The sequence below is a fragment of the Streptomyces sp. NPDC048516 genome, assembly GCF_043199875.1.
GTDB lineage: Bacteria > Actinomycetota > Actinomycetes > Streptomycetales > Streptomycetaceae > Streptomyces.
This window is the reverse complement of the sequence record NZ_JBICWS010000018.1, coordinates 107,848-132,573: the sequence shown is the minus strand read 5'-3', so window position 1 is coordinate 132,573 and position 24,726 is coordinate 107,848. Positions and strand designations below refer to the sequence as shown.

Genomic DNA, 24,726 nt, shown 5'->3' with positions numbered 1-24,726 from the left:
AGAACCATGCCCAGTCTGGACGTCCACGACACCACGCTCCACTACGAGGACGAGGGGACCGGCCCGGCGCTGCTGTTCCTGCACGGATGGGGCACCAGCAGCCGGACCTGGGGCGCCCAGCTGCCCGATTTCACGCGGGACCACCGGGTCGTCACCGTCGACTGGCGGGGCTGCGGGCGGTCGGCCCGCCCCGTCCGGGGCAACACCACCGCCGGGGTGGTCAGCGACCTGGTGACGCTGATCGGCGCGCTGCGGCTGGACCGGCCGGTGGTCATCGGCTCGTCGATCGGCGGGACCTTCGCGACTGAACTGGGGGTGCGAAGAACTGAGTTGATCGCAGGTGTGGTTCCGGTGGGCGCGCCGGGTTACTGGCCGTCGATGCAGGCGCAGGCTCAGGCGGAGCTCGTGGCCGGTCTGCGCCGCGACCGGGCCGGTACGGTCGCCGGCTGGGTGCCGGGGTGGTACGCGCCGGGCACCGCGCCCGCGCTCATCGACTGGACGGTCCGCCAGATCCTGGACTCCGGCGTCTACATCGACGAGCACCAGGCCACCGCCGACAGCTACGACCCGCGCCCGACGCTGCCCGGCCTGCAGGTGCCGATCCACTACCTCCACGGTGAGCTGGACACGGCGATCCCCCTGGAGGTGGCCCAGACCTGCGCCGCCCTTACGCCCGGCGCCGAGGTCAGCGTGATCGCCGGCGCGGGCCATATGCCACACCAGGAGCTCCCCGAACGGTTCAACGCCGCGCTGCGCGCCGCGCTCGCCCGGCTGGCCTCGGCCGCCCGCGCCACCGCGTAACCCGCCCGGACGAGCCCGCCGAGAAGGAGAACGCCCCCCGCCCGTCACAGAGATACCCATCGGCGCCGGCCCACCCCCCTCGAACGGAAGGGGCGGCCCGCCGAGCGGCGCGCGGGGTGGCCAGGACTGCCGCGTCACCGGGCGGGCTCCGCCCGGCCCGCTGCCCACGGGCCACCCCTCATGGCCGCCCTCGATCTGCGCGCCCGGCACTGGACTTTGCGGATCCTGCCGCCGGCTCAAGCGCTCAGTCCCTCCTGAGCCGGCGCACGATAGGTGTCACCAGCGGCGCCCACTGATGACCACCGGCCTCTCCACGACGGCCGGCGTCCTGAGCGTCGGCTCAGCGGGGTTCGCCGAACCAGCGGTCGAGCGCCGGTTCAAGGTCAGCCGCGCCTGCCCAGCACACGTAGCCGTCCGGCCGGATGAGCATCGGTTCGGTCTGGGCGCCCTGGCCCACCCGGTCCACCCGGTCCGACCAGGGGGCGGCGATGGTGGCGAACGTGTCGGCCGGGTCCAGCAGGATGCCGTGCCCGGACCGCAGCAGTTCGTGCACCCGGGCCGGGCCGAGGTCCAGGTCCGGTGCGGGCCGGCCGACGAGAGGATGGGTTTCGGTGCCATGCATCGGATAGCGGATGGCCATCCCGGACATCAGGTCGGCGAGATGGCGCTGGACGTCCGGCAGTTGGGCCATGGCCGTGAAGATCTCCCGGGCAGCAAGTACGTCCGGATCGCGGGTGCCGGCCCAGTCCATCAGCAGGCTCTGTGCCCGGACGTTGCGCAATACGGCGGCCCCGGCCGGATGCCGTTCCGCGTGATACGTGTCGAGAAGGTTCTCCGGAGCCCAGCCGTGCACGGCGGCGGCGAGCTTCCAACCGAGGTTGAGCGCGTCCTGCATCCCGGTGTTCATGCCCTGTGCGCCGAGCGGAAGGTGGACGTGGGCTGCGTCGCCCGCAAGGAACACCCGCCCGTGCCGGTACTGCTCGACCTGCCGTGACGCGTTGGTGATGCGGCGGGCGTAGCGCAGTTCGAGCAGGTGCACCCGCGTGCCGAACACGGTGCTCAGGCCCTGGCGGATCTCGTCCTCGGTGACCGGGACCTCCCTCGGCAGTGACCGGCCCGGCCCGCCGAGGACCAGTCGGCGCAGCTGCCTGCCCTGCGGATCGGTGCCGAGCGGGAACAATGCCGCCCAGTGCCCGTCCTCGTTCCAGGTGTGCGACGTGGACGCGCCGACGCCCCCCAACCGCACGTCGGCGGCGATGATCGTCAACGTACCCGGCTGACCGGGAAACCCGGCCCGCAGCAGCGACCGCACGGTGCTGTGGGCACCGTCGGCGGCGACGAGGTAACGGGAGCGGAGGGTGGCGCCGTTGGCGAAGGCCGCGGCGACCCCGTTGCCGTCCTGGGTGAGGCCGACCAGTTCGTGGTCCCGCCGGGCGTGAAGGCCGTGCGCGGCGAGATGCCGCTCGAAGAATCCCTCGATCACCACCTGCGGCACGGACCGCCATGGCAGACGGTGCCGGTTGGAGTGGAGCGGGAGTGGGATACCGGCGAAGTGGCCAGTGGTGACGGGGTGATCACCGGTGGCCAGCAAAGGCTCCAGCAGCCCTCGTTGGTCGAGCGCCTCCAGTGTGCGCGACTGCACGCCGCCTGCCTTGGACAGGTCGCTGCGCTGCGACAGCTTGTCGACCAGCACGGTCGGCACCCCCGCCATCAGCAGCTCGTTGGCCAGCGTCATTCCGGTCGGGCCGGCGCCGACGATGAGCACATCGGTGTCCACGGACTCTCCTCTGGTGGTGTCGATCAGGACAGAAGCAACGCTCCGTCGGCCGAGCCGCCCGAGCGAGAAACCAGCTCGATTGCGTTGATATCTGACACCGTCTAACTTGAACTCGGTGGAATCCGACTACGACGAGCTCGATCGGCGGCTGGTGCACGCCCTGCAGATCGACGGCCGTGCCCCGTTCAGCACCATCGCCGAGGTTCTCGGTGTGTCGGATCGCACCATCGCCCGCCGGTACGCCCGGTTGCGGTCGACCGGGGCGGTGCGGGTGCTCGGCGGGGCCGACACAACTGCGCTGGGCGCCATCCTGTGGTTTCTGCGGGTGCGATGTGCGCCCGCCGCCTCGCTGCCGGTCGCCGAGGCGCTGGCCAGACGCCCCGACACGTCCTGGGTGAGCCTCAACTCCGGAGGCACCGAGATCACCTGCGTGGTCCGAACCGAGAGCGAGGCGGACAGCGAGGCACTGCTGCTGGCCAAACTCCCCCGCACCCCGCGTGTGGAGGGCGTGACCGCGCACTCCGTGCTGCACGCCTTCTACGGCGGCGCGGACAACCTGGTCGGTAAACTCGGGGCGCTGGACGAGGAGGCGATCGAGCGACTGCGCCCGTCTCCGGTAGCGCGTCGACGGGGGCCGGTGCGGCTCGACGACGGTGACCGCAGGCTCCTCGCCCTGCTCGCCACCGACGGCCGGGCCGGGTTCGAGGAGTTGGCCGCGGCGACCGGCTGGTCACCGACGACGGTCCGGCGCCGGATGACGGAGCTGCGCGAACACGGCCTGCTCTATCTCGACATCGACCTCGACTGGCGCATGTTCGGGGTGCACGCCCGAACCTTGCTCTGGCTCTCGGTCGCCCCCGCATACTTGGAGGAGGCAGGTCAGGCGCTGGCCGGGCATCCGGAGATCGCGTTCGCCGCCGCCACGACCGGCCCGACCAATCTGTACGCGAGCGTGCTGTGCGCGAACCAACGGGAGCTGTACCGGTACCTGACCACCCGGGTCGCCGCACTCCCAGCCGTCACACACCTCGAAACGGCACCAGTGATCAGGACCGTCAAGCAGGCAGCGAACCAGACATAGCAACCGACCAGCCCCTGCTGTTTCGCCCCGGATCACCGGCTACTACCTGACGACGCCCTTGATCGCTGCCCCCGGAACAGGCACTCAAGCAACCAGTTCACGCGCTCACTGGCCACACGAAGCGCTCAGTCACATCCATCTTCCTGAGCGCTTCGGATGGCGGGCTTCGCCAAGTCGAGCGCTCAGCTCTGCTCTGGCGACATCTGTTTCCGCTTCACCTCGACCAGAGCGCCCGCCTCTCGGAGCACCGTCGCAAAGCCGGCAGCGACCTCTTCGGGAACATCGTCAAGGACCGCGGCCGGCACATCCCTGATGAGGAGCTTGCCGTGCCACAAGCTCAGCCTCGTCATCCTGTGCAGCACTGTCACCACCTCAATGGCTCGGGGGCCCGGGGCCATGAGCACCACAGTGCCCGACTCTTCATCGCAGAGAAGTCCGAAGTACTCGATCACCCATTGCTCCTGCGTGTCGCGGGGATCTTTCTCCGGTCTGCCAGATGATCCGGATGAGACGGCCCAGGTGTGCTGACAGGAGAGGTTGGTGGCAGAAGGCAGTCTCACGCTCAACCGCCTCCGCAGCATTCGCTGACAACCGATAATCCACGTCTCACCAGCAGCGGCTGGAGTGAACAGCCGTGCCGCCCCCAGCCGCACGAGCTTCTTGGCCTGAGCTCAGGCTGGGCACGCCTGGGGTGCGCGGCTGCCGGCCAGGAGCGCCGCGCGGCGGACCGTACAGGTGGCGGCAGTCAGCAACGGCAGCCGGACAGCCGGGCTGGGAATGCGTTCCTGAGCGTGCAGCACTCCCTTGATCACTGTCGGGTTCGGTTCGGCGAACAGGGCAGCGGACAACCGGGCCAGCTCGGCTCCGAGCCTGCGGGCCGGTGCACCGGAGCCGCGACGCCACAGCGAGATCAGTTCGGCGTAGTCGGCGGTGCGCACATTGGCCGATGCGACGATGCCGCCGTGGGCGCCCGCCGCGACGAGCGGTGACAGGACGACGTCGTCGCCGCCGAGCACGGCGAAGCCGGGCGGGGGGCTGCCGAGCAACTCCACCGTGGTCGCGTCGATCGCGCCGGTCGCGTGCTTGATCCCGACAACCCCTGGCAGGCGGCCGAGTGCGGCGATCGTGCCGATGCCGAGAGTCTGTCCCGTGCGGTAGGGGATGTCGTACACGACCAGCGGGATGCCGCCGTGTTCGGCCAGCGCGGTGAAATGCGCCAGTGTCCCCGCTTCACCGGGCCGGATGTAGGGCGGCGCGGGAACCAGCGCCGCGGCTACGTCGCCGGTGGCCGCCAGCTCGCGCAGCGATGTGATGGCAGCGGCGGTGTCATTGGTGCCGACCCCGACGATCAGTGGGGCGCCGTGCGCTCGGCAGGCGGCCGAGCAGATGCGCACCACAGTCTGCTTCTCCTCCGCGGTCAACGTGGCTGATTCCGCGGTGGTGCCGAGGGCGACGAGTCCGGAGGCGCCGGCCGACAGCGCCTCGTCGGCGAGTCGGGCCAGCGCATCGGGGGCCAGGCGCAGGTCGTCGGTGAAGGGAGTCACCAAAGGGACGTACAGGCCGTTGAAGGTCGGATTGGGCTTCATGGTCCCACCCTGACTCACACTGACCCGGTAGATCCATTTCTGATTTCTACCTCTATGCCTAAGCTGAGCTTATGCTTGATGTTCGTCGCCTCCACCTGCTTCGCGAACTGGACCGGCGGGGCACGATCGCCGCCGTGGCCGAAGCGCTGACCTTCACCGCATCCGCGGTCTCCCAGCAGCTGGGTGTGCTGGAACGCGAGGCAGGGGTGGCCTTGCTGGAACGCAGCGGCAGGCGGGTGATCCTCACGCCGGCAGGCCGGTCCCTCGTCGCACACGCCGACGCCGTACTGCAACGCCTCGAGCTGGCGGTCGCCGAGCTGGCCGGCGCGCGGGACGGCATCGGCGGACCGCTACGCATCGGGACCTTCCCCTCCGGCGGCCACACCATCGTGCCCGCCACGCTGGCCGAGCTGACCCAACGGCATCCCGCGCTGGAACCGATGGTGCAGGAAATCGACTCCGCCCGCGTCTCCGACGGCCTGAGAGCCGGCGAACTCGACGTGGCCCTCGTCCACGACTACGACTTCGTGCCCGCGTCACCGGACAACACAGTGGACGAGGTGCCCTTGCTGGAAGAACCGATGTACTTGGTCAGCAATGCCGCGATCAAGGACACCAGCGGCAACGACACGCTCGCAGAATTGCTCGGACCCTATGCCCAGGCCCCGTGGATCACCGCACGGGACGGCACCACCGGCCATGCGATGGCCGTACGCGCCTGCCAGGCGGCCGGGTTCCAGCCAAGAATTCGCCACCAGGTCAACGATTTCCGCACACTGCTGGCCCTGGCCGCCACCGGGCAAGGGGCTGGATTTGTGCCGGAAACGGCCACTGCCCACAGCCCCGCAGGCGTGGTGTTGACCAGGTTGCCGTTGTTCCGTCGATCGAAGGTCGCCTTCCGCGCGGGCGGCGGTACGCATCCGGCGATCGCCGCTTTCGTGGCCGCGGCGAGAGCGACAGTGAACGCATGATGGATCCAGGGCCGGATGACACGACCACGATGTGCCACACGGACTTCGCACGGGCATGGCTGGAGCAGGGCGCCGAGGTCGCGGCGCCCGGGTCGCGGTGTGATGCGTGAGGGCCCGAATGCCGAGGCGGTGGCGGCGAGCGCAGCAAGGCGGCGATGAAGGTGTTCGCCCGGCGCAGTACACCACCACCGGCCAGTGATTCGCCGCCCTCTCCCCCCATCTCCCCCTCTCGCGCTCTCGCCGGCGTCCAAGGGTGCTGCACCGGCTCGCAGTCCTGCGCCACGTAAAGGCGGTGAGCAACGGAGGTGAGCAACGGGAGTGCGCAACGGGAGTGCGCAGCAGAAGACAGTGCGACGACGGTGCGACGACTTCGCAGGCCGGTGAGACCCTTGAATCAGGAGCCTCTGACGCGATCTGGAAGCCCAGCGCGCCGGACAGGTCAGGTGCTGCCTCTCACAGACGACGGTGTAGTGCACATGGATACCTCCGACAGCGATACCTCCGACGGCGCAGGCGCAGCCGGCCGCGGCCCGGGGCCGGCGGAGGAGTGGTGGCATGCGAACCCGCCGATGCTGGAGCGGATCCTCGCGCTTTCCCCGGCAGGTATGGCGGTGCTGGACCGGGAGCTGTGCTTTGTCTGGGTCAACGAGGCTCTGGAGCGCCTCGGGGGCCTCCCCCGTGACCAGCGGTTGGGCAAGCGGCTGCGGGACGTGCTGTCGCGCTTGGACCTCAGACTGGATGCCGAGGGGATCGAGTCGCTTACACGCGAGGTGCTCGATACCGGCCGCCCCCTCGTCGATCACCTGCTGCGAGGCGGCACAAAGGCACACCCGCATCGGCCACACGCCTACTCGCTGTCCGTTTTCCGGCTTCACGACGCCGCGAACCGGGTGCTGGGCGTGTCCTTCATCGTCCTCGACGTCACTGACCGGTGGCGGGCCCGGGATCGGCTCGCCTTGCTGAACGAGGTCGGAGCGCAGACCAGCAGCACATTGGACGTCATGCACACCGCGCAGACCCTGGCCGACATCAGCGTGCCGCGGCTGGCCGACTTCGTCGCCGTCGACCTCCTGGAATCCGTGATACGCGGCGACACACCGCGCCCCGGGGCTCCCCTCCATCCGCCGCAGATGCGCCGTGCGGGCCAGCAGTCGATCCACGCAGGCTGTCCCGAGTCGGTCGCGGAGACCGGGCAGGCCGTCGGCTTCCACCCCCGCTCACCCGAAATGCAGTGCATGCAGGACGGACGCTCCCGCCTGGAAGCCATGCCGGGTGCCTCCACCAGCAGCTGGTTCGCAACAGACCCGGCCCGGACCGCGAAAATCCAGGAGTTCGGCTTCTGCTCCCTGATACTCGTCCCGATCCGCGCCCCCAGCGATGTCCTGGGTGTCGTCAGGTTCATCCGCTGGCAGCTGCGCGACCCCTTCGAGCAGGACGACCTGCTCCTCGCGGAAGAGGTCGTGGCCCGCGCGGCGGTGAGCATCGACAACGCCCGCCGCTACACCCGGCAGCACAGCACCGCGCTCGCGCTGCAGCGCAGCCTGCTCCCGCGCAGTCTCACCGGCGGCAGCACCCTCGATCTCGCCTGGCGCTACCTGCCGGCCCATGCCTTTGATGGCGCGGGCGGCGACTGGTTCGACGTGATACCCCTGTCCGGCGCCCGGGTGGCCATGGTCGTCGGAGACGTCGTGGGCCACGGGATCGACGCCGCAGCCACCATGGGGCGGCTTCGCACCACCGTTCGCACCCTGGCGGACATGGACCTCCCCCCGGACGAGTTGCTGGCCCACCTCGACGACCTGGTACTGCGCCTGATCGACGAGGAGCAGGCCGCCGACCCGTCACTGACGCCCGCCGCGCTCGGCGCCACCTGCCTGTACGTCGTATACGACCCGGCCACGCGCAAGTGCACCATGTCCCGCGCCGGCCATCCCCCTGCCGCGGTCATCACCCCGGACGGCTCGGTGACCTTCCCCGACCTGCCCGCCGGGCCTCCGCTCGGCCTGGGCGCCCTGCCCTTCGAATCCGCCGAGGTCGACGTCGTCGACGGCAGCGTCCTCGCCCTGTACACCGACGGCCTGATAGAAGCTCGTGACCAGGACATGGGCCTGGGTCTTTCCCGGCTGCGTGCCGCGCTGGCCTCCCCCGGGGCGCAGCTCGACGAACTCTGCGCAGCCGTCCTGGACGACGTGCTCACCGGCGCTCGCGACGACGACGTCGCACTGCTCCTGGCCCGTACCCACGCCCTCTACGAGGATCAAGTGGCCACCTGGGAGCTGACCTCCCATCCGTCGGTCGTCGCAGACGCCCGCTCCCTGACCGCGGATCGCCTCACCGCTTGGGGGCTGGACAGCCTGATCTTCACCTTCGAGCTGATCGTCAGCGAGCTCGTCACCAACGCCATCCGCTACGGCAACGGCCACATCCGGCTGCGCCTGATCCGGCAGGATGCCCTCATCTGCGAAGTCTCCGACGCCAGCAGCAGCTCACCACGCATGCGCCACGCACGGACCACCGACGAAGACGGCCGCGGCCTTTTCCTCGTGGCGCAGCTGGCCCGCCGCTGGGGCACCCGGTACACGACCGACGGCAAGATCGTCTGGGCAGAGGAACACCTCCCGGCAAACGGCGCTCAACATCGGGCGGCCTGACTCCTACCGAACCCCGGCCACCTGGCACCGTCGCGGTCAGCGAAGGGTTCGAGGCCGGGACACGTCATGCGCCGGGGGCCATGGCGTGGCAGGCGGACACGCAGCCGATGCCGACTGCCGCCGCAGAAGACCAGGACGCTGCCGTCGGCCGCGGTGACCCCCCGCGCGAGACGTACGGGGTGCGCGGTCCGGATCTGGGTACGAGCGGTCCTTTCCGTGGCGTCGGCCCGGGTCGATCCACCGAACTTCGCCGGCTCGCGGACCGGTCAGGTCAGCCGGAGGACCCGGAGGGCGATGCCGCAGCCCTCTTCGGCCGGTACGACCGCGGCCAGGGGCAGTTCATCGGTCGCGCGCGATCGGGCGGGGCCGGGTTCGGTGAGGGGAGCGGTGCGGCGAGCCGGCCCGGGCACCGGTCTTTCTGCTGCTCCGCCTGGCCGCGGACATCGCCGCTTCCGCCCGCCGCTCCGGGTCGCGTTCTGGCGGAATCGACCACCACGGCGGGGTAGTTGCGGTGATATTCGCGAGGGCCGGCCCATCCCGACCCTCTCAACTGCCGTCTTCTCGGGCCCGGGTGGCCGCTCGCCCCCGTGCCGCGCAGGTGTGGCGCGTGAGTAGAGTTACTGCTCTTGTTGCTGGAGACGGGGGGACGTCTTTCATGGAACCGCTGCGCCCTGACGATCCACGGCGGATCGGCGCCTACGACGTGGTGGCCCGGTTCGACACGGAGACCAGCAGCCGCCTGCCGGTCCCGGAGCGCCGCTTCCTCGCCCGGTTGCCCGGAGGAAGCCGTACGGTCTTGATCAGCATGCCGTTGCCCGGGGCAGACGTGGGGCGGTTCGCCGTGGAGGCGGAGGGCGCCAGACGACGGCTGTCCGGAGCCTGGATCGCCTCGGTCACCGAGGTCGGCGGCAGAGCGGACGCTCCGTGGTACGCCACGCCGTATCTTCCGGCCCTTACGCTGACCGGAGCGCTCGCCGCGCACCGAGGACCGCTGCCGGAGCGTACTGTCCGGGCGCTGGGCGCAGCGCTCGCCGAGACGCTCATCGCCACTCACGCCTCTGGGGTCACGCACGGGGGCCTGTTACCGGCCGCTGTGCTGCTCGCCGCGGACGGCCCGCGTCTGACGTGCTTCGGTGCGATACGGGCGGCGGCGCCCGACGGCGCGTCGCGATCCGGACTGCCCGGACTGGCTTCTGGCTGTCTGTCTCCGGAGCAGGTCGCGGGCGGGGAGACGGAGCCGCCCGGCGACATCTACGCCCTCGGCTCGCTGCTGGCCTACGCAGCGACCGGGCACACCGTCCCCGAACAGGGCGAGGTGCCGCAGAGTCTGCGTCGGACGATCGCCTCGTGTCTCGCCCGGGAAGCGGCGGCGAGGCCGCGGGCGGAGTGGGTGCTGGCCGAGCTGACGGACGAGGAGCAGCCGGCCGGGGCGCAGCCGCCGAACGGTGCGGCGACCCGGGCGTGGGGCCTGCTCGGGCCCGGGTGGCTGCCGCCACGTGTCATTGAGGCACTCGTTGGGCAGTCCGCCGGGCTCCTGGCCGCTGAGACCGCCACGCCGCCTGCGTACGCCGCGGTCACCGACGCGAGTGGCGAGGGCACACAGGCCCCGTGGCCGTACCCGCCCACCGCGCTGGACGCCCCCTCGCCGGCTCCCGGCCCGCGTGCCTCATGACACCGGACCGCCACCGCCGCATGACACCTGTGCGCCGCCCGCGCCCTGACCGTGGACTGATCTGATGGCCCACCCTCTGGCCCATGACGACCCCGAACAGCTCGGGCCGTACCGGCTCATCGCCCGGCTCGGCGGTGGCGGCATGGGCACCGTCTATCTGGGCCGCTCGCCGGCCGGGCGCACGGTCGCGCTCAAGACGATGCACGGGCCGATCGCCCAGCAGAAGGAGTTCCGCACCCGCTTCCGGCTGGAAATCGACGCCGCCCGCGTCATCGGCGGGGAGCACGGCGCCCAGGTCGTCGATGCCGACCCCTTCGCCCCCGTGCCCTGGCTGGCCACCGAGTATGTGCTCGGCCCGCCGCTGGACGAGGCGGTGGCGCTGAACGGCCCCCTTGCGGAACGGACCGTACGGGCGCTCGGCGTGGCCCTGTGCACCGGGCTCAGGCAGCTGCACAGTTCGGACGTGGTGCACCGCGACCTCAAACCGTCCAACATCCTGGTGACCTGTCGTGGCCCCAAGGTCATCGACTTCGGTATCGCGCGTGCCATCGGCGACGAGCGGCTCACGCGCGTGGGCTCGACCGCGGGCACTCCGGCCTTCATGTCGCCGGAGCAGGCCACCGGCCAGGAACACAGCGCCGCGGGCGATGTCTTCGCGCTCGCGGGGGTTCTGGTCCACGCGCTCACCGGGCATGGTCCGTTCGGTGGCGGGCAGGCGGCCGACCTGCTGTACCGCGTGCGCTACGCGCAGCCCGATCTGACCGGAGTACCGGCTACGCTGCTGCCCGTCCTGACCCGCTGCCTGGACAAGGACCCTGCCCGCCGCCCGGGCACCGCCGAACTCGCCGGTCAGCTGCGCGCCCGGCCACCGGGGCGGGAGCGGGAGTTCGCACAGGAGCTGCCCGACACACTGCTCGCGGAGATCGCCCGGCGGGCCACCGAGGTGTGGCAGATCCAGCCGCAGCGACAGCCTCCGCCCCCGGGGCCGGACACCGACGTCCCCCGGCCCGGTTTGTCCCGGCGGAAACTGCTGGCTCTCACGGGCGGCTCCGCTCTCGGCCTGGCGGCGGCGGGCGCCGGAGCGTGGGCATGGGCCACCCGGACGGAACCGGAGGGCGGGGACGTTCACGGGCCGGCCGCCACCGCCCGGCCCGCGAACGTCCCCTCACGCGCGGTGTGGTGGGCAGAGGTCACCAAGGTGGACGAGAGGTTCGCCCCGATACCCGCCGGTGACGTGGTGCTGGTGCTGAGCGACGACGCGCTGGTGGCGCTGGACGCGAAGACCGGCAAGCGACGCTGGACCCGGAAGTGGACCGTCCTGTACGACGGGCGGAAGGTCACGTGGCGGGTCGTCTCGGACGGTGAGCGGGCCTATGCGTTCATACCCGAGTCGTCGGCTCCGTACCGCGGGGTGTCGGTCCACTCCATCGACCTCAACACCGGCACGGCGCACCGCGTGGCAGGACCCTTCAAGGACCTCGAGGGGACGATGGCGGTCCAGGCGCACCCGCTGCTGGTCGCGCGCGGAGTGATGTATCTGGTCGCCAGAAAGCCGACGAAGGGCGACTCGTCCATCGAGGTCGAGGGTGGCTGGCACACCATGGCCGTCGAGCTGCGCACCGGCGAGGAGCTGTGGCGCCGGCCGTTCTCCGGTTCGTACTTCCCCTCCGCCCTCGACGGCCTCACCGTCGCCACGGTCGCCCAAAACCGCCTCCTGCTGGCCCGGCGCACCACCGACCTGTACGCCAAGGACGCGCTGCGCGCCAGAGATCTCGGCACTGGCGAGTCGGCCTGGTCGTGGACCTGGCCCAGGGACCGTCTCGACTACCAGTCCTACCTCCGTCCGGGCCAGCTCGTCGCGGACGACAAGCGCCTCTACTTCGCCAACAGTGCGCTCCACGCCATCCAGCTCTCCGGGGGCGGCGACATGGCCTGGGAGTTCGGGAAGGGCCGGAACAAGGGCGAGGTGAAGGACGGCAGCCGTCCGTACGGCAGGCCCGCGGTGAAGGACGGTGTGGTATTCGTCGCCGAGGGCACGCGCGGCCTCGTCGCGGTGGACGCGGCCCGGGGCAAGGCGCTGTGGGAGACCGGTTTCGGCAACGCGTCCCCCAGTCTCGACTTCACCCCGGTCATCGGCAGGAAGTACGCCTATGTCGCCGTAGACGGCCAGGCGAAGATCAGCGCTGTCGAGCTGCGTACCCACAAGGTCGCCTGGACCGTCCCTGTCCCTGGCGGCTTCGGCAACGCAGGGTTCGTCGCCCATCACCGCGCCCGCAACCTGGTGTGGACGAACGGCGACTTCGTCTGTGCCATGCCCGTGGAATGACCCGGCCTTGAGGCCACTCCCCTCTCGCTCATGACATCCGAACAGTCAGCAGGAAGACACCCAATGAAACTTCTCGGTCCCGGCGACCCCGTTCGCCTCGGCCCCTACCGCATCCTCGGCGTGCTCGGCGAAGGCGGCATGGGCAAGGTCTACCTCGGTCGGGACAGTGCCGGTCAGGCCACCGCGGTCAAGGTACTCCGGCCGGAGCTGGCGTTCGAGGCGCAGATGTCCCAGCGCTTCGTCCGCGAGGCACAAGCCGCGCAAGCCGTCACCAGTAAGGGCGTCGCGCGCGTGCTGGGAGCCTGGCTGGAAGGCGGCCGCCCGTGGATGGCGACCGAGTTCCTGGCAGGGCCGACACTGGACCAGGCCGTCGAGGAGCACGGACCCTTCAACGACCAGGGTGTCCGGGAACTGGCCGCCGCCCTCGCACGCACGCTCCAGGACATCCACGACGCGGGGCTGGTTCACCGCGACCTCAAACCGTCCAACATCGTGCTGACGTCCACCGGCCCGCGCATCATCGACTTCGGCATCGCCCGGCCCGAACACGGCCTCACCCTCACCACCACCGGCCAGATACCGGTCACCCCCGGCTACGGCGCGCCGGAGCAGGTAATGGGGCAGCGTGTCGGCCCGCCCGGCGACGTCTTCTCCCTGGGCGCGGTGCTGGCATACGCGGCGAGCGGCCGACGGACATTCGACGGCGGGCATGTGGCCGCGATCCAGTACGAAGTCGTCCACGGAGAGCCCGACCTGTCCCAGGTCCCGGAGCCGCTCCGCGCGCTCGTCGCCCCGTGTCTGGCCAAGGATCCCGCCCACCGCCCCCTCCCGCAGCAGATCGCCATGGCCATGGCCCCGCCCGACGGTACCCGGCGCGGCGCCAAGGCGGTCTGGCAGCTGGACGCGCTGGCCTCAGACATCAAGCGGAGCGAGGCGGCGGCGAAGCAACAGATCGCCTCTGCCGACACCCTCGGCTCCGCCGGCCCCTCCCGCCGCCGCCTGGTGGCCGCCCTCGCGGCGGGGGGCACCGTGCTGGCGGCCGGCGGTACAGGGGCCGCCTGGTGGCTGCTGTCCAAGGACAACGGGGCGTCGGGCGGAGGCGGCATCGCAGCGAGCATCGCGGACGAAAAGGAAGCCCCGGCCGTACACAAACCCTCGGACGCGAAGCGCCTGAGCGCATCGCAGTACCGCACCGGCACCGCGCCGCCGCCGCTGTGGGGACCGCAGCAGGGCGCCGGCCTCATCCCCTTCGGGCCCCTGCCGGTGGGCGATCTCGTGCTGATAAACGAGACGGGCTCAACCGTGGGCGCCTACGAGGTGACCGGAGGACGGCGCAAGTGGAGCGTCGACTGTGACAGCAACGCCCACTACGCCGCCCCCTCGGAGAGGCTCGTCGTAACGGCCCACACACTGAGCGGACTTGTCGTCCTCGACGCCGTCACCGGCAAGCAGAAGTGGACCGTGGACGCCCGAGTCGCCCAGATCATCGCCGCGGATGCGAAGAGCGTCTATTTCACGGGCCGGGGCGACGGGGCGACGGTAGACCGGCTCAGCGCGCTCGACATCGCATCCCGCTCCATGCGCTGGTCCGTTCCACTGGAGGTGGACAGCAACACCATCACCCCGCCTGCGGCGGCGACCGGCAGCGGGCGCCTCGTGCTCTGCGGCAAGAACGGCACGGTGGTCGCCCTCGACACCCGCACCGGGAAAACGGTCTGGAAGCTGCCCCGTCAGGCGAACGCCCTCGTCCCGATCGCCCCCGCCGTCTCCGGAGAAACCGTCTACTTGGGCGGGAAGACTTTAACGGCCCGTCGGCTCAAGGACGGAAAGGAGGTCTGGTCGGTGGCCGCGAAGAGCACGGCCGGCAAGAACGAGGGGGGCTGGAGCGGGCCGGCGATCGACGGCGACGCCCTCTACGCCATGGACGGCACCGAACTCAGCCGCCGCGACAAACGCGACGGCAAAACCGACTGGGCCCTCGGCCTCGGCATCACCGCACCGCTCTCGCCCCCCGTCGTGCAGGGAGAGTCCGTCTGGGCAGCCATGGACATCACCGGCAAGCAGGGCATCGCAGCCGTGCACAAGGACACCGGAAAGAAGGCATGGACCTACGCCCGGGACGGCAGCGGCGACTGGGCGATAACGGGCGCAGGCAACCGGATCTTCCTGATGCACCAGGGCACTCTGACCGCCATGCCCGTCTTCTGACACAAACGCGCTGCTGGCCGGTCCGGGGCGAAGGGTAACTCCACGACCACCCGGGGCGCGCCGGCCCGGGCAGCCGTCGTCGTGGTGCCCGCGCCACCGATGGTGCGCGACGGCGGCCACCCGGTGGAACAGAGCCTGCTGCGGGCAGCGCCACCGAGGCCCTGGCCGGGAAGGATTCCCACCCGTACTGATGACCGTGCACCTCCCTTGGCACGACTCCTCGATATGCCCGAACCGGCCGCCACGACGGACGAGCGCAGCCAGGCGTGGGCTCGGTCGCTCTCGTATCGCCGATGCCAGGCGTGGGTCACCGGAACCGGGGCAAACGGACCAGTCCCTGAAGACCGGACTCTGCGCTCGTCGCCACGAAGAGCGACGGACTCCGGCCCCGGCCCCGGGTCCGGCTCCGGCTCCGGCCACCAGGTTCACGCCTGCCACCCTGGCTGTGCTTGATCGGGCTGAGTGCGACCTGCCTTCTCCGGTACCGGCGTCCGCCCTGCGTCCGCATAGGCATCCGCACCTGCGTCCGCACAGGCAGGCGCCCGAGGACCATCGAGGTGGCTCTGACCGGCTACGGGCCTCCGATCGCGGAGATGTGCTGCAGGGAGAAGGCCGCTGTGTAGCCCGCGCCGCTTTCCGCGCTCGCCCACGCGACCGAGGCCAGAGCACTGTACGGGGCGATTTGGCGGTACGGCAGGCCGACGACGCCGGCCAGGTGCGGGGCGAGGGTCCGCATCACGGGCACAAAGCGAAAGATCAGGAGGATTTGGCCGGCGCGCTTGTTCATCAGGGTTTCGGCTCGCTGCCACGCCGAAGCAGGAATGCGGCGGCCGAGCTTCCCGGTACGGAGGCGATTGCCCAGCAGGTGACCGGTTCGATGACCGAGCGCGTCCCCGATCATGACAGCGCCGGCGGCGACCGCGATGATCCACCACAGGTTCATGCTGCCGGTACGGGCCAAGGCTCCCGCGGTGAGCATGAGCGCGAGAGTGGGGATGACGGCCCCCACCAGCAAAATGGACTCCGCGATGATAGCCGCCGCCAGCACCGTGTAAGCGCCGGCAGGCGGAATCTGCCCGAGCAGACCGGGGAAGGAATTCATCGCGTTCTGTCCGGCTGGGCGGTCAATGCGCCGGAGGCGCTGACAGCATCGAGAGGCCGGCGCAGTTGCCACACCTGCGCGGGTGGCAGATTTCCCCATACGGTCCAGCAGCCGGTCGCGTAACGGTGGTGATACTGGTTCAGCAGATCTTTGACGTCGCGTTGGCGGCGGGCCTCCGGGCGGGAAGTCAGAAAGGTACGGACCCAGCGACTGCCGCAATAAGAAAAGTAGGTGAGAGTTCCACCGGGGCGGAGCAGATGAAAGTAGTGCCCCATGATCTCCTCAACCTGCCGGGGGGAGAAATTGGAGAACGGCAGGCCGGAGACGATGACGTCATAGCGGCGGTCGGTGGTGAGCTGTTCGACATACACGTTATGGACGCGCACTTGCTCCTGCTCTGCCGGCAGGTTCGGGTAGCCGCGGACCAGACGGCGCAGGTGCGCGGCAAAATGGGCGTTGGCTTCCACGATGTCCAGGCGGCTTCCCCGAGACATCCGGGGAAGCAGGACCCGTGTGACCGAGCCGGTACCCGCGCCTACTTCCAGGACGTTCGAGATTTGCGGCGCTCGTTCCCGTAAGGGGTCAGCCAGCAGCCCGGCAAGCGACTTGCTGCTGGGGGCGATCGAACCGACCGTGCGATGATTCCGTATCGATTCGACAAAGAAGGCCCAGCCTTCGGTCGCGCGCTGAGCCCGGGCATGACGGTGCGTGGTGTTTTCATTCATTAGGAAAGGAAATTCCTGAGAGGATGCGAGGCGACCGTGTGTGTCAAATCGCCGTTGTGAGGGCAAGAAGAACGGGTCTTGATGGCAATCGGCGTTCGTGTTCTTTCTTGATCGGCAAAGCACTTCATCTCCGGCTGGCCGACAGGGCGTGGTCTGGGGGCGCTCTGGAGGCGTGGCGTGCTCATGCGGAATTCGTCAGGCGGCGGGTGTGCAGGCCGGGGTGCGCGACCGGCGGTCGACTGCGAGTTCCCGCAACACCGGCCGTAGTTCTGTGTCGTCGTCGGTGCAGCCAGCGCGCCAGGATGTAGAGGTCAGGTCGGCCATGGCGTCGGCGGGGAACTCACGGTGGATTGAGGGGGATATCGGGGAAGCACGGGGCACCCGGTATGGCTGCCGTGGGGGCATGCGAACTCCTGGCTCCTGGAGAAATGGCGGCGGCTTCGATGTCCCCATCCTCGAATACACAGGTCAGTGCCGTCCTCCCCCACAGGGCCCCAACCCGGACTGTCCTGAAGTGCCACCCCTGTCCCCCGCGTCATTCTCTGGACGGACGGCCACCCACCCTGAGAGCTACGGGATCACCCGGAACGGCTGGTCGCCGGAGACGATCGACGCTATCGCCCAGCACTTCCAGGGCGGAGTGCGTCCATCTGCCCGGAGACATACGGCAACTGACGGCGCGTCTCCATCTGGCCGGCCGTGCACACGGACCGGCAACGGCGCACGGTCACACGGCACTTGCTAGCTGGGCGGTGTGGCGCACTGGGACCACTTGGGTGTCCAAGTTCCGTTGCCGGGACGGCCGGGGTATGCGGAGACGAGGTGGTCACGCAGTGCGAAGAGGGCGGGGTGCGGGTTGTCGGTACGCCAGATCAGTGAGTGCGGGTAGACCGGGGTCGGGTCGTGCAGGGGGACGCGCCGCAAGTCGTGGCCGGCAGGCCAGACCAGCGGAGTCTGCTCGCTGACGAAGGTCGCCAGCGTCGAGGAGTCGGCGATCGTGTCGAGAAGATGCTCGATGCCGAAGTTGGGGCCGATCGAGTCGATGGTGAGACCGAATGTGGCGGCGAGTTCGTCATAGTAGGCGGCCCATTCGGTGCCGGGCAGGTTGCCGGGCATCCAGATGCGGCGTCCGGCGAGCTGTGCGGGAGCGATCGCGCGGGCGCCGGCGAACTCGTGGCCCGGTCCAATGAACAGCTGGAGCGGCTCGTCAAAGACCGGAGTGGCCTCGATTCCGTCAGGGAGCTGCCGGCCCGGCATGGTCACGGCGCGGAACGTCGCGTCGATCACCCCGGCACGGAGGGCGGCGATGGCCGTATCGGAGTCGAAGAGGGTCACGACATCAAGATCGGTCCCTGGATGCGCACGGTGGAAGTCGCGCAGCAGACCCGCCACAGAGAGCCGGCGGCCGATCACGTCGACGCGCAACGCCCGGCGCCCTGGCCGTACGGAAGCGGCTGCCCGTTCCTCGGCTTGGAGGAGGGTCCGGGCGTACGGCAGGAACGCCTGCCCGTCGATGGTCAGCCGGGCTCCGCGGGCCGTACGGCTGAACAGCTGCACACCGAGGTCCTTCTCCAGCACGGCGATGCGCTTGGAGACGGCCTGCGGGGTGATCGACAAGCTGGCGGCGGCTTCTTGGAATTGTCCCGCGTCCACGGCGGTGACGAAGGTGCGCACGGCGATGAGGTCCACGCCGACCATTCTAGGTGGACAACCAATCGTTGATCCCAGTCGATGAAATGGTTGTTTGATTCCGGTACACCGGGCTCGCTTTGATGTCTCTTGTCAACGTGTGGTTTCGCAGACAGCGCGACAGGAGGCGTGCTGCCCGGTTGCCGGGCGGCTGCGGACCTGCACGTCAAGGGCTCGTACGGATGGCGTGCGCGGGCGGTTCGGCCCCTGGGCCGTCCCGTCGGCGCGACCGCACCGTGACGGGTCGAGCCGTCCGCCCCGCTGCCGCTGCCGGTGCGGTCGGCCACCGACAAAGCCACCATCGCGCCTCGGGCCGGGATGGGGCTTCCTACTCACCCCGGAGGCGACCCACCCATGCCTGATTCCTTCGTTCACCTGCACAATCACACCGAATACTCCATGCTGGACGGCGCACAGAAGTTGCGGCCGATGTTCGCCGAGGTGGCCCGGCAGGAGATGCCCGCCATCGCCATGAGCGACCACGGCAACATGTTCGGCGCCTACGAGTTCGCGCAGGTCGCGAAGGGCTTCGAGGGGATCAGGCCGATCATCGGCATCGAGGCGTACGTGGCGCCCTCCTCTCGTTTCGTACGGAAGCAGGAGTTCTGGAGGCCGGGAGGGCGTCGCACCACGAGCGCGGACGGTGAGGGGTCGAAGGACATCTCCGGTGGCGGCCGCTTCACTCACATGACGATGTGGGCGCGGAACGCCCAGGGCCTGCGGAATCTGTTCTGGCTCAGCACGCAGGCCAGCTATGAGGGTCAGTTCCCCGCCGGAAAGCCGCGCATGGACCGCGAGTTGATCGCGCAGCGGCCGGACGGAGTCATCGCCACCACCGGCTGCCCCTCCGGCGAGGTCCAGACCCGCCTGCGGCTGAGCCAGTATGACGAGGCGAAGGCTGCCGCCGCGGCCTACCAGGAGATCTTCGGCCGCGAGAACTACTTCCTGGAGCTGATGGACCACGGCCTGGACATCGAACGTGAGGTCCGTGAGGGCCTGCTGCGTCTGGCCGGGGAACTGAATATTCCCCTTCTGGCCACCAATGACGCGCACTATGTCACCGAGGATCAGGCCGACGCCCACGACAGCCTGCTGTGCATCGGTGTCGGCAAGAACAAGGACGACCCGGGCCGCTTTCGTTTCAACGGCTCGGGCTATTACCTCAAGACAGCCGCTGAGATGCGCAAGCTGTTCTCGGAGCTTCCGGAAGCGTGTGACAACACCCTGCTGATCGCCGAGCGCATCGAGCCCTATGACGAGGTCTTCGACCATGTCGACGAGATGCCGCAATTCCCGGACGTGCCCGCGGACGAAACGCAGGAGTCGTGGCTGCGCAAGGAAGTCCTCCGGGGGCTGGCGATGCGCTACGGGAACCCGGTCCCCCAGCGCATCGTGGACCGCTTCGAGACCGAGATGTCGGTCATCGGCCCCATGGGCTTCAGCTCCTACTTCCTCGTCGTGGCGGACATCTGCCGCCACGCCCGGGAGAACAAGATCCCGCTCGGTCCGGGCCGGGGTTCGGCAACCGGCTCCCTCGTCGCCTACGCCACCCGCATCACCGAGCTGTGCCCCCTGGAACACGGCCTGCTGTTCGAGCGGTTCTTGAACCCCGAGCGCATCAACCCGCCGGATGTGGACCTCGATTTCGACGACCGTCAGCGCGACCGGATGGTCCGCTACGTGACCGAGAAGTACGGCGAGGAGTACACCGCCATGGTGAACACGTTCGGCAAGATCAAGGCCAAGAACGCGATCAAGGACTCCTCGCGCATCCTCGGCTACCCCTATGCCCATGGCGAGCGGATCACCAAGGCGCTCCCGCCGGACCAGAACGGCAAGTCCGCCCCGCTGGCCGCCGTCTTCGACTCCTCCCACGAGCGGTATGGCGAGGCCGGCGAGATCCGGCAGATGTACGACAGCGAGCAGGAGGTGAAGCGGGTCATCGATACCGCCCGCGGCGTGGAAGGCCTCACCCGCGGTACCGGTGTGCACGCCGCGGCGGTAATCCTCTCCAAGACGAAGCTCACCGACCGCATCCCGCTGCACATGCGGGCCTCGGACGGTGTGAAGATCACTGGCTTCGACTACCCGTCCTGCGAAGACATGGGTCTGATCAAGATGGACTTCCTGGGACTGCGGAACCTGGGTGTCATCGACCAGGCGATCGCGAACATCCGCGAGAACCGGGGCATCAGCCTGGCCACCGTGGATCCCCTGGACGGCGACCCGTCCACCGTCGTGATCCCGCTGGACGACGCCAAGACCTACCGGCTGCTGGCCGAAGGCAACACGTTCGGTGTCTTCCAGCTCGACGGTGGCGGCATGCGCGTGCTGCTCAAGCAGATGGAACCCACCCGGTTCGAGGACATCGCCGCGGTCAACGCCCTCTACCGGCCCGGCCCCATGGCGGCCAACGCGCACACCCACTACGCGCACCGCAAGACCGGCCGCCAGGAGATCACCCCGATCCACCCCGAGCTGCGCGACGCCTTGGAGCCGATCCTCGGCAACACCTTCCATCTGCTCGTCTACCAGGAGCAGATCATGGCCATCGCCCGGGAACTGGCCGGGTACACCCTCGGTGGCGCCGACCTGCTGCGCCGTGCGATGGGCAAGAAGAAACCGGAGGTGCTGGCCGCGGAGTGGGACAAGTTCCACGACGGAATGCGGGGCAACGGGTACGGCGAGGAAGCGGTCAAGGCCCTGTGGGACGTCATGCTCCCGTTCTCCGGCTACGCGTTCAACAAGTCCCACACCGCCGGCTACGGCCTCGTCTCGTACTGGACCGCCTACCTCAAGGCCAACTACCCGGCCGAGTACATGGCCGCCCTGCTCACCTCGGTCGGGGACGACAAGGACAAGGCCGCGATCTACCTCGCCGATGCCCGCAAGAACGGCGTCCGGGTTCTCCAGCCCGACGTGAACGAGTCCGTCGCCGAGTTCACCGCCGTAGGTGACGACGTACGGTTCGGGCTGCGGTCCGTGCGCAACGTCGGCGACCACGTCATCGAGGCCATCGTCGATGCCCGCCGCCGGAGGGGGAAATTCACCTCCTTCTCCGACTTCCTCGACAAGGCCGACCTGCCCGCGCTGAACAAACGAGCTGTGGAGTCCCTGATCAAGGCAGGCACCTTCGATTCCCTGGAGCATTCCCGCAAGGGCCTCACTGCTGTCCACGAGGCCGCCATCGACGCGCTCATTCCCGTGAAGAAGGCGGCGAGCTTCGGACAGGACGATCTCTTCGCAGGCCTGGGCGGCGAAGGGGACGGTGAAGGCGGCGGCGGACCGGCCTTCGGCCTCGACTTCCCCATCGACGGGACGGAGTGGCCCCGCAGACAGCTCCTGGCGGCCGAACGCGACATGCTCGGCCTCTACGTCTCCGCCCACCCCCTGGACGGCGCCGAGCACATCCTCTCCGGCGCCCGGGACTGCTCCATCGCCGAACTGCTCGCCTCCGGCCGCACCACCGGGGAAGTGCGGCTCTCCGGGCTGATCACCGGCATCCAGCTCAAGATGACGAAACAGGGCAACGCCTGGGCCATCGTGCACCTCGCGGACCGTGATGCCGGCATCGAAGTGCTCTTCTTCCCCGCCGCCTACCAGCTCGTGCAACACACGCTGGCCGAGGACGACGTCATCTCCGTCAAGGGCAAACTGGAGGACCGGGACGGGACCGTGAACGTCTTCGGCAGAGAACTCGCGGTACTGGACGTGTCCTCCGCCGAGCACGGCGGGAAACCCCCCGTGCGGCTCGCCCTCCCCGCCCACCGGATCACCGAACAGTCCGTCAGGGAACTGAAGCGCATCCTTGGGGACCACCCGGGCGACACCCCGGTCCACCTCAGCGTCCGCGGCTCACGCAAGACGACCGTGTACGCCCTGCAGGCCATGGTGGACGCCACCACCATCGCTTCCGACGTGAAAGGCACGTTCGGAGCCGAGGCGTGGGCGGGCCCGGCATGATGCCGGGGGCCGGCGAGGGTGCCCTTGCATCGTGAGGCGTTGGGCAAGCCTGTGCCCGTTCATGACGGGCTGCACCACCAAGGGTCGTTCAACCGGCCCTGGTGGGCTTCTCGGGGCGTGTCCGGGTGCCTGGGCGCCCGGGCCCCGAAATGTGTGGCAGCGACGACATCGACCGGCCAGGATGGCAACGTGATCCGGATTCGCACCGCTTCTCCAGGCGATGTTGCCCAGCTGGTAACCCTGAACCACATCGTCCATGACCTGCACACACGACACCGTCCCGACTTGTTCGTCGCCTCCCCGGAGGCGGATGCCGTCGAGGCCTTCTTCCGCACTCGGGTCGCCGATCCCTCAAGCACCGTGCTCCTTGCCGACGGGGCGGAAGGCAAAGCCCTCGGATACGCCCTCGCCCGAGTCAGAAACCGCCCCGGCACTGCTCTGACGCACTCAGAGGTCATCGTGACGCTGGATCAGATCGCCGTGGTTCCCGATGCCACCCGGAGTGGTGCCGGCGCAGCACTGCTCGAAGCCGTACGTGAAGTGGGACGCGCGGCAGGCTGCCGACGTCTCGTCACGGACGTCTGGCACTTCAATGCGGGCGCTCGTGAGTTCTACGAAGCTGCGGGCTTCCGCCCCACGACCGTGCATCTGGATCAGCCGCTCTGACTTTCGGGTTCGGCGCCCGCCCCGTCCCAGGCCGGGCAACAGTGCGGGGCCACAAGCCCGCGCGACCCGCGGACGGACCTCAGCTTCTCAGCCCTCGGCTGCTCAGCCCTCAGCTGCTCGGCCCTCGTTTTCTCAGCCCTCGGCTGCGTCGTCCGTCAGGTGGGGAAGCAGCGGGAACAGCCTGGAGATAAGGGCAACCGGCCGGGACCCCTCGGGGCGGGCCAGAGGCCGGTGGTCACGGTCCTGGTAGGGGGCAAGTGCCCCTCGGATCACCGCTGCCATCCGGCTCATCTCCTCGGGTGTCAGATAGGCGACCGCACTGAACGCTTCGTCGCGGCGCCACTCGGCCGGCGCCTGTTCTCGTTGGTCGAGCCAGTGCTGCCAGCTCTCGTCCTCCAGACCGCGGGCGAGGTCGCCGAAATCCTCCGCGGACGGGTCGGACGCGGCTGCCGGCCGCCGCAGACGCCAAGGACGTGCGCGGCCTCCCCTGTGAGGGGCTTCTTCGATGTAGCCGTGGCGGGCGAGCTGCCGTAGGTGGAATGAGCAGAGCCCGGAGCTGTAGCCCAGCCGGGCGGCCGCTTCGGTCGCCGTGACGGCGCCGACCTCGGCAAGCAGGTCGAGCAGGGCCGTGCGGACCTCGTGCTCACGCAATCCAGAACCGGCCGTGGAGGGCAGGCCGGGCGGGCGGTCGACGTGTTCTTCAGTCACTTTGCAAAGTCTGCTACTTTGCAAAGCAATTCGCAACTGCCCGTACTCCGCGCGAACTTCGGCCCCGTCGATGCCGCCTTGCCCCAACCGAAGGAAGAACCACGATGCCCATTCCTCACGAGCAACCTCGCGCCACCGACCGGCGAGTCCGTGTCCAGGGCGAGCCGGTCGGCTCCTATCCGGCTCTGCCTCCGGAAGCCGGCCGGGGCTCGGTACGCCGGATCACGGTGGTGGGCGAGGAAATCCTCAACCGTCGATGCCGTGAGGTGACCGAGTTCGGCACCGCCGAGCTGTCGGCGCTGATCGACGACATGTTCCTGACCATGTGGGTCGCAGATGGTGCCGGCCTGGCTGCCAATCAGGTCGGTGTCGACCTCCGGCTGTTCGTGTATGACTGCCCGGACGACTACGGGGTCCGGCATGTCGGCCACCTCGTCAACCCCGTTCTCGACCAGCCCGAGGCCGGCCACCGCCGACTCGTCGACGACTTCGAAGGATGCCTGTCAGTACCCGGTGCCGCCATGGCGGTCCCGCGGACCGATCGTGCCGTCGTGCGTGGATTCGACAAGGACGGCGCTCCCCTCGTGATCGAGGGGACGGGGTATTTCGCCCGGTGTCTGCAGCACGAGAGTGATCACCTCCTCGGGCACACCTATCTCGACCGGCTCTCCCGACGGGACCGCCGCGACGCACTGCGGCAGATGGACGACCGCTGCGCGGATGTCCTCGCCCAACGCGAGGTCAAAGCCGCCGGCCTGGGCCGGTGAGCCAACGGACAGCCGGGCGCGACCGCCGTCACC

At 69.4% G+C, this 24,726-nt stretch carries 17 protein-coding genes; 10 read left to right on the top strand and 7 right to left on the bottom strand.

Features of this window, described 5'->3' with window-relative positions:
- Window positions 1–6: 6 nt before the first annotated feature.
- Window positions 7–801 (top strand): alpha/beta fold hydrolase, encoded by a 795-nt coding sequence (locus ACGFR7_RS29800; RefSeq protein ID WP_393325207.1) that lies wholly within the window; start codon window positions 7–9, stop codon window positions 799–801.
- Window positions 802–1,141: 340 nt separating this feature from the next.
- On the opposite strand, the gene ACGFR7_RS29795 is transcribed toward ACGFR7_RS29800, so the two are convergent.
- On the bottom strand, window positions 1,142–2,578 hold the full coding sequence (locus tag ACGFR7_RS29795) for an FAD-dependent monooxygenase (RefSeq protein WP_393325206.1): 1,437 nt from the start codon (window positions 2,576–2,578) through the stop codon (window positions 1,142–1,144).
- Between the two features lie 115 nt (window positions 2,579–2,693).
- Here ACGFR7_RS29795 and ACGFR7_RS29790 point away from each other — a divergent pair, with 115 nt between their 5' ends.
- Window positions 2,694–3,659 (top strand): Lrp/AsnC family transcriptional regulator, encoded by a 966-nt coding sequence (locus ACGFR7_RS29790; RefSeq protein ID WP_393325204.1) that lies wholly within the window; start codon window positions 2,694–2,696, stop codon window positions 3,657–3,659.
- 182 nt (window positions 3,660–3,841) lie between these two features.
- Here the strand turns inward: ACGFR7_RS29790 and ACGFR7_RS29785 are convergent, their stop codons facing one another.
- Together ACGFR7_RS29785 and ACGFR7_RS29780 are read right to left on the bottom strand one after the other, a co-directional pair.
- A complete protein-coding gene (locus tag ACGFR7_RS29785; protein WP_393325202.1) occupies window positions 3,842–4,111 on the bottom strand; it encodes a ribosomal protein L7/L12 in 270 nt (89 codons plus the stop codon).
- A 219-nt stretch (window positions 4,112–4,330) separates the two neighbouring features.
- Window positions 4,331–5,245: a 4-hydroxy-tetrahydrodipicolinate synthase family protein gene (locus ACGFR7_RS29780; RefSeq protein WP_393325200.1), complete on the bottom strand. Its 915-nt coding sequence runs from the start codon at window positions 5,243–5,245 to the stop codon at window positions 4,331–4,333.
- A 71-nt stretch (window positions 5,246–5,316) separates the two neighbouring features.
- On the opposite strand from ACGFR7_RS29780, the gene ACGFR7_RS29775 reads away from it, so the two are divergent.
- From ACGFR7_RS29775 to ACGFR7_RS29755, 5 genes are all read left to right on the top strand, one after another.
- The gene (locus tag ACGFR7_RS29775) at window positions 5,317–6,216 is read left to right on the top strand and encodes a LysR family transcriptional regulator (RefSeq protein WP_393325198.1); all 900 of its coding nucleotides are present in this window, start codon (window positions 5,317–5,319) and stop codon (window positions 6,214–6,216) included.
- Between the two features lie 476 nt (window positions 6,217–6,692).
- Complete coding sequence (locus tag ACGFR7_RS29770) at window positions 6,693–8,867, top strand: SpoIIE family protein phosphatase (RefSeq protein WP_393325197.1); 2,175 nt, start codon at window positions 6,693–6,695, stop codon at window positions 8,865–8,867.
- Between the two features lie 655 nt (window positions 8,868–9,522).
- Window positions 9,523–10,539: a serine/threonine protein kinase gene (locus ACGFR7_RS29765; protein ID WP_393325195.1), complete on the top strand. Its 1,017-nt coding sequence runs from the start codon at window positions 9,523–9,525 to the stop codon at window positions 10,537–10,539.
- 64 nt (window positions 10,540–10,603) lie between these two features.
- Window positions 10,604–12,865, top strand: a complete 2,262-nt coding sequence (locus tag ACGFR7_RS29760; RefSeq protein WP_393325193.1) for a protein kinase — start codon at window positions 10,604–10,606, stop codon at window positions 12,863–12,865.
- 63 nt (window positions 12,866–12,928) lie between these two features.
- Window positions 12,929–15,073 (top strand): serine/threonine-protein kinase, encoded by a 2,145-nt coding sequence (locus ACGFR7_RS29755; RefSeq protein WP_393325191.1) that lies wholly within the window; start codon window positions 12,929–12,931, stop codon window positions 15,071–15,073.
- A 571-nt stretch (window positions 15,074–15,644) separates the two neighbouring features.
- Here the strand turns inward: ACGFR7_RS29755 and ACGFR7_RS29750 are convergent.
- The 3 genes from ACGFR7_RS29750 to ACGFR7_RS29740 form a co-directional block, all read right to left on the bottom strand.
- Window positions 15,645–16,175, bottom strand: coding sequence for a DedA family protein (locus ACGFR7_RS29750; protein WP_393325189.1), 531 nt, complete (start codon window positions 16,173–16,175; stop codon window positions 15,645–15,647).
- Entirely contained in the window at window positions 16,172–16,900 is a 729-nt protein-coding gene (locus ACGFR7_RS29745; protein ID WP_393325187.1) for a class I SAM-dependent methyltransferase, read from the bottom strand. The genes ACGFR7_RS29750 and ACGFR7_RS29745 overlap by 4 nt, the downstream gene beginning before the upstream one ends.
- A gap of 741 nt (window positions 16,901–17,641) precedes the next feature.
- Window positions 17,642–18,589, bottom strand: a complete 948-nt coding sequence (locus ACGFR7_RS29740; RefSeq protein ID WP_393325185.1) for a LysR family transcriptional regulator — start codon at window positions 18,587–18,589, stop codon at window positions 17,642–17,644.
- A 354-nt stretch (window positions 18,590–18,943) separates the two neighbouring features.
- Between ACGFR7_RS29740 and dnaE the strand changes: the two genes are divergently transcribed.
- Window positions 18,944–22,552 (top strand): DNA polymerase III subunit alpha, encoded by a 3,609-nt coding sequence (gene dnaE / locus ACGFR7_RS29735; RefSeq protein ID WP_393325183.1) that lies wholly within the window; start codon window positions 18,944–18,946, stop codon window positions 22,550–22,552.
- A gap of 153 nt (window positions 22,553–22,705) precedes the next feature.
- Entirely contained in the window at window positions 22,706–23,218 is a 513-nt protein-coding gene (locus ACGFR7_RS29730) for a GNAT family N-acetyltransferase (protein WP_393325181.1), read from the top strand.
- Window positions 23,219–23,350: 132 nt separating this feature from the next.
- On the opposite strand, the gene ACGFR7_RS29725 is transcribed toward ACGFR7_RS29730, so the two are convergent.
- Window positions 23,351–23,926: a helix-turn-helix domain-containing protein gene (locus tag ACGFR7_RS29725; RefSeq protein ID WP_393325179.1), complete on the bottom strand. Its 576-nt coding sequence runs from the start codon at window positions 23,924–23,926 to the stop codon at window positions 23,351–23,353.
- A gap of 104 nt (window positions 23,927–24,030) precedes the next feature.
- On the opposite strand from ACGFR7_RS29725, the gene def reads away from it, so the two are divergent.
- Window positions 24,031–24,693: a peptide deformylase gene (def, locus tag ACGFR7_RS29720; RefSeq protein WP_393325178.1), complete on the top strand. Its 663-nt coding sequence runs from the start codon at window positions 24,031–24,033 to the stop codon at window positions 24,691–24,693.
- Window positions 24,694–24,726: the final 33 nt, after the last annotated feature.

Bases quoted from the DNA above. Each gene is read 5' to 3' on its own strand.
- ACGFR7_RS29800 (WP_393325207.1), top strand. From the start codon at position 7: ATGCCCAGTCTGGACGTCCACGACACCACGCTCCACTACGAGGACGAG.
- def (WP_393325178.1), top strand. From the start codon at position 24,031: ATGCCCATTCCTCACGAGCAACCTCGCGCCACCGACCGGCGAGTCCGT.
- ACGFR7_RS29755 (WP_393325191.1), top strand. From the start codon at position 12,929: ATGAAACTTCTCGGTCCCGGCGACCCCGTTCGCCTCGGCCCCTACCGC.
- ACGFR7_RS29750 (WP_393325189.1), bottom strand. From the start codon at position 16,175: ATGAATTCCTTCCCCGGTCTGCTCGGGCAGATTCCGCCTGCCGGCGCT.
- ACGFR7_RS29780 (WP_393325200.1), bottom strand. From the start codon at position 5,245: ATGAAGCCCAATCCGACCTTCAACGGCCTGTACGTCCCTTTGGTGACT.
- ACGFR7_RS29765 (WP_393325195.1), top strand. From the start codon at position 9,523: ATGGAACCGCTGCGCCCTGACGATCCACGGCGGATCGGCGCCTACGAC.
- dnaE (WP_393325183.1), top strand. From the start codon at position 18,944: ATGCCTGATTCCTTCGTTCACCTGCACAATCACACCGAATACTCCATG.
- ACGFR7_RS29775 (WP_393325198.1), top strand. From the start codon at position 5,317: ATGCTTGATGTTCGTCGCCTCCACCTGCTTCGCGAACTGGACCGGCGG.
- ACGFR7_RS29770 (WP_393325197.1), top strand. From the start codon at position 6,693: ATGGATACCTCCGACAGCGATACCTCCGACGGCGCAGGCGCAGCCGGC.
- ACGFR7_RS29745 (WP_393325187.1), bottom strand. From the start codon at position 16,900: ATGAATGAAAACACCACGCACCGTCATGCCCGGGCTCAGCGCGCGACC.
- ACGFR7_RS29760 (WP_393325193.1), top strand. From the start codon at position 10,604: ATGGCCCACCCTCTGGCCCATGACGACCCCGAACAGCTCGGGCCGTAC.